The sequence below is a fragment of the Aquiflexum sp. genome, from assembly GCF_041751335.1.
In the GTDB taxonomy this organism is placed as follows: Bacteria; Bacteroidota; Bacteroidia; order Cytophagales; family Cyclobacteriaceae; genus Aquiflexum.
The window spans coordinates 1-5,018 of sequence record NZ_JBGSXS010000046.1; the positions used below are offsets into that span (position 1 = coordinate 1).

Genomic DNA, 5,018 nt, shown 5'->3' on the forward strand with positions numbered 1-5,018 from the left:
ATGCGGCCCGTTGGCAGCAAAAGCTGTTACTTTCATATTTTAATTTGAGTTAAAAGTGAATAAAATGTTTTATCAATTGGAAATCAAACTTTAAGCATTGTATTAAAACCTATATAATTTTCTTCTTTATTTCTTATTCCACTGAAGAATAAGCTCGGTAATAAAAAGTGGAATGACCCAGGAAACCCATATCATAGTGGGCCCTCTTTCGATGAAGTTTCCCATTTCCACAAAAACCTGGGTGCTGTTCAGCCATCTGAATAGCACAAAAGCAAAAGTGACTACATAGCTTCTGACCATCCATTCCTTGTGCATTTGAATCCGGCCCAAGAGGATAAATCTGAAAGCCAATCCGGTAGTGGAGATCCAAGCAAAAGCCAATGCAATCAATGACAGTGCCCAGGTCCAATGAACGGCCATGCCTGTAGTAAGGGCCAGATTAACTGAACTGATTGTCCCGATTAGAATAGCTGTAATGTACGTCAAACCCATCACTCGGTGGATTTTCCTATATCTCTTTCTGAAACCTGTCCAAAACTGAAAGGGTCCAATAGTCAAAGCAATCAGCCCACCTGAAATATGACCGATCAATGGCCATTTCATGATCCAAAATCTACCATATACTTCCTCATCAAACCCGTAATAGGGAAGGGCATCATTGATCACAAACTTTACGGCAAAGATGATAAGGAATGCCCAAGCAAATAGCAATAGCCAGGTTTTAGGTTTATTGAGGACAAGGGTGAGGGATTTGGCCATAGGGTTTTATGATTCGGTTGATATTATTTATGAAATACATGCACTTCCAATTCGATTTTGATCAAAAACTCGGGTAATGCCAAGCTCTTGAATTCAAGCTAGGATCTGGTGAGGAACTGAAGTAGATCTGTTTGCATGGCCTAACATTAATGTGATCCTTCTTCTTTCTTAGAATTGTTTGTGCCCAATGTCCTTTCCGAATTTGAAGTTTCCATGGCCCTTTGCCGGACATAGTGCTGTAGGTCTTCCAGTTCTCTGTCCGTAATTTCAGGTTGTCCTGGCATCCCTCTTCCAGCTAAAATGCCATCGCGCACAACAGAAGAAAAAGCTTCTTTGTTTAAAACAAGAGCCGATGCCCTCAGGTCCGGTGCCATGCCTCCGGCAATTAAACCAGGTCCATGGCAACCACCGCAGCCCCCGTATACTATGGCTCCTCTTGCTGCCATCTCATCGTTGATTGTAAAATTAGGATCATTCAGAGGTTCAGGAAAAAAGGGCGGTGGAAGAGCGGCCATCTCTGCAGAACCCTCCAGCGAATAGCTTATCAGGCGCCGGGTATGCATGCCATACGACCAACCCAGTTCGGCAGCATCCGTACTCAGCCCGGCAAAACCTCCGCCAAAGCCAACCAGCAGCGAAATGTACTGCCTTCCGTTAATCGTGTACGTGATCGGTGGAGCAGAAATACCCAGCCCGGCATCAAACTCCCACAAGATTTCTCCCGTTGATGCTTCATAAGCCAGAAATTTGCCGTCCGACCGCCCCTGAAAAACCAGGTTTCCGGCTGTAGTTAATGTACCGGCATTCCAAAATGTCTCTTGTGGCAGATACCAAGCTACTTCTTGTTTAACTGGGTCCCATGCTTGCAGAGATGCACCATACTCCCTTGGTTGTTTATCAGACAATCTATAGCGCACTCCAACTCCACCGGTAAATTCCCGGGCCTGCCAGTTCTCAAAATCTATCCCTTCATCGGAAAAATTCATTGAAAGATGATGGGTGGGAATATAGACCAGCCCGGTTTGCGGATTGTACGACATGGCCTGCCAGTTATGAGCACCCCAGGGGCTGGGGGTGATATCAGCTGGCCCGTTCTCATACCGCGAACCTTCCACTTCGACAGGCCGGCCTGTTTCCATATCAATATGAGATGCCCAAGTGGTTTCAGTATAAGGCTCAGCGGAAATCAGTTTGCCCGTCTTGCGGTCAATTACATAGAAAAAGCCATTCTTTGGCGCATGCAGAATTGTTTTTCTCTCTTCGCCTTCAATGTTCAGGTCAGCCAAAATGATGTCCATCGTGGATGTGTAGTCCCAGGTATCTCCCGGTGCGGTCTGGTAATGCCAGATGTATTCGCCCGTATCTGGGTTCAGCGCCACTATGGAGCTTAGAAAAAGATTATCACCGCCGCCTGGGCTTCTGATTTTCCGGTTCCATGGCGATCCGTTTCCCGTTCCGATATAGAGCATATCGAGTTCGGCGTCATAGGTAAACCCGTGCCAGGCATTACCGCCCCCGCCGTGCTTCCACCACTCGCCTGTCCAGGTCTCAGCCGCCATTTCCATGGCTGCATTTTCGAAGCCGTCGGCCGGATTTCCGGGCACAATATAGAATTTCCAAGCCTCCTCACCGGTATCCGCATCATAGGCAGTAACCCAGCCGCGGGTCGGGCCATTTTCCGTTCCGCCGTTGCCGATAAGCACTTTTCCCTTGAAAGCCTTGGGAGCTCCCGTAATGTATAGGGACCGCTCCATATCATAGGTACGAACCGACCAGATCTCGGCGCCTGTGCCGGCATCAATGGCAATCAGCCTGCCATCCCAAGTGGCGGCAAAAATCCTGCCTTCATAAAACGAGATCCCCCGGCTGTGAACCCATCCAATTTTCCTCTTTCCCTTTACTTCGTCAACTACTTTGGGGTCAAATTCCCAGATCAGAGCGCCGTTCGTTGCATCTACCGCCCTGATGATATTCATGGTTCCGGTAAAGTACATCACGCCATTTACCACCAGAGGTGTTGACACCAGGCCCACATCGTTTGGGAGGTCTATAAACCAATCCACTTTCAGGTCAGCCACATTTTCGGTATTGATGTCAGTGGCAGGGCTATACCGCCGCTCGTTATGAGTACGGCCGTACGCAAGCCAGTCTGAGGTCTGCTCCTCATCAGCAAGAGCGATATCGCCGTAGTGAGGGGTTTGATTTTTATTGCCGCAAGAAACCAATAGCAATAGTCCGATTAAGGCTGATAAGGTCTTTTTCATATGATTACTTTAATTTATAACTTTAAACTTTTAGGTTTATCGGGGACAAGGGTTTTTATAAATCATGTTTAAGATGATCCGAATTCTTATAATGTTCTCTAATCATATCCCTACCGAAATCTCCGTCAAAATCTCTCCACACGGTATGAATGTGATTGGCTTTATCCTGGACATTGTCAAACTCAATCAAAAACGATTTCCCTTGAATCCGGTAATAGTGACCTTCACCGAGGACAGTTGCTCCGGCCCATCCAAATCTTACCTCATTTATTTCTTCATCCTTAATGCTATTCATTCTCTTTTCGGCCTGCTCAGCCGGCATGGTGGATAGGTATTCATCCAGAAGTTTTAAAAAAATAAGTTGCTGATTCCTGCTTAGCTGACCATACATAATTCCCACGGGACTTAAAGGTTCGACTTCAGGGGATTTCCCTGTAACAATATCAAAAAATGGTTCCTGCTGAAATATTGCCATTTTCCTTTGTTCTTCTGATAATGAGTTTATCAATTCAAAACCCAGGTCCTCTTCCTTTTGAAGCGTGCGCTCACCTTCTCTGGGTCCGGAAAGAATTCTTGCTGGATTCGCTCCTAAAAATCGGGGAGCAATTTCAACGTTTCCGTTATGAATTGTAAAATTCAGGGAAATATGATGTCCTTCGAAAGAAAATGCCCATAAGCTGTCCTTTTCAGGATTTCCATAAAATGCTACCGAATAATTTTCGGGATTCCTCATGATTGAATCTCCACTGATTTCCAAAAGGATATTTTCTAAATCGATGATTTTCTTCGTTTTATTATATCCCGTTTCTGATAGAAAAGTCTTGAGGAGTTCCTCCAATTTGGACTTCTGATTTGGATCAAGTTCGTTCAGCTGAATTCCTGCTCTAGAAAACATTGAACTAGGTATATAATGCCAGCGGATTCTAGAATCGTCATTGAAGGGCATTTGCGTTTTGTTCCTTTGAGGCTGAGTTAGAGAGTTCAAAAAATCAACTGCAGGTTTATCAGGCAACAGGCCGGATGCCATAACTATAGCTGCAACAGCCAAAAGGCTAACAATAACAATTTTCCTCATATCACGGGAGTTTTTTTATGATGCCTAAGGGATGGGTTTCTCAAATTCAGCTGTTCGGGATTTGAAATCCCGAACCACAGATAAAAGGGATTTGCAATCCGAACTTAATCAGCCAGCTAATAACCCGAATTATAAATTCGGTTTATCTGACTTCGAAATTGCAAATTTCGAAGAGCGAAGGTTCCACTAATTCAAAGCCTCACTTAATTTTTTAGTATCCACATACTGCTGAAAAGTAGCTACTTTCCCGTCCTTCAATGTCCAGAAATGGGCCACTTGGGCATTATAACTTTTTCCGTTATTGGATTTTGCATCATAGCGCAAAGTGGCCAGCACTTTATCGTTGAACATCTCGTGCAGCTCGATATCTGCCAAATTAAAATATTCATGTTCCTGCATTATCCGGCCAAAAACGCCATTCAAGACAGCTTCAGGCCCAATGTAAGGATTACCATCTGCATAGGCATTGCCTTCGGCTTCATTCCAGACTATATTTGGATCCATAGCACCAAGTACTGCAGGAATATCCCCTTTAGCAAAAGCTTTGTAAAGTCCATCTATGATAGACATGTTCTTGTTTTCCATTTTAATGTTCTTTTTAAGGGTTTATTTGAATTGAATTTTATGTTTTATTGTATTCATCATTTATGTACTTCCAATTCGATTTCTATCAGGAATTCTGGCAATGCCAAGCCTTTGACCTCAAGCCAGGATCCGGTCGGAAACTGCCGGGTATAGATGGAATTGCGGTATTCGGCATGTTCCAAAAATGCCGGCATATCTGTCGTAAATACATTCTCCACCACTACATCTTCAAAGCTGCATCCATAGTGTTTCAGCACTTTTTCCAGATCGGAATAGCAGTTTTTCATCTGTTGGAGAAAATCGCCCACTGCGGTCGGACCACCTTCATCGTCCAT

General features: G+C 44.5%; 5 protein-coding genes. All 5 read right to left on the reverse strand.

Annotation, left to right across the window (positions count from 1 at the left end; translation table 11 throughout):
* Positions 1–126: 126 nt before the first annotated feature.
* Entirely contained in the window at positions 127–759 is a 633-nt protein-coding gene (locus ACEW8U_RS02530; protein WP_373520462.1) for a DUF2306 domain-containing protein, read from the reverse strand.
* A gap of 146 nt (positions 760–905) precedes the next feature.
* Complete coding sequence (locus ACEW8U_RS02535) at positions 906–3,023, reverse strand: PQQ-dependent dehydrogenase, methanol/ethanol family (RefSeq protein ID WP_373520463.1); 2,118 nt, start codon at positions 3,021–3,023, stop codon at positions 906–908.
* 55 nt (positions 3,024–3,078) lie between these two features.
* Complete coding sequence (locus ACEW8U_RS02540; protein WP_373520464.1) at positions 3,079–4,098, reverse strand: DUF3500 domain-containing protein; 1,020 nt, start codon at positions 4,096–4,098, stop codon at positions 3,079–3,081.
* A gap of 186 nt (positions 4,099–4,284) precedes the next feature.
* The gene (locus ACEW8U_RS02545) at positions 4,285–4,683 is read right to left on the reverse strand and encodes a nuclear transport factor 2 family protein (RefSeq protein WP_373520465.1); all 399 of its coding nucleotides are present in this window, start codon (positions 4,681–4,683) and stop codon (positions 4,285–4,287) included.
* 56 nt (positions 4,684–4,739) lie between these two features.
* Positions 4,740–5,018: RidA family protein (locus tag ACEW8U_RS02550; RefSeq protein ID WP_373520466.1), on the reverse strand; the 279-nt coding region annotated here is incomplete at its 5' end.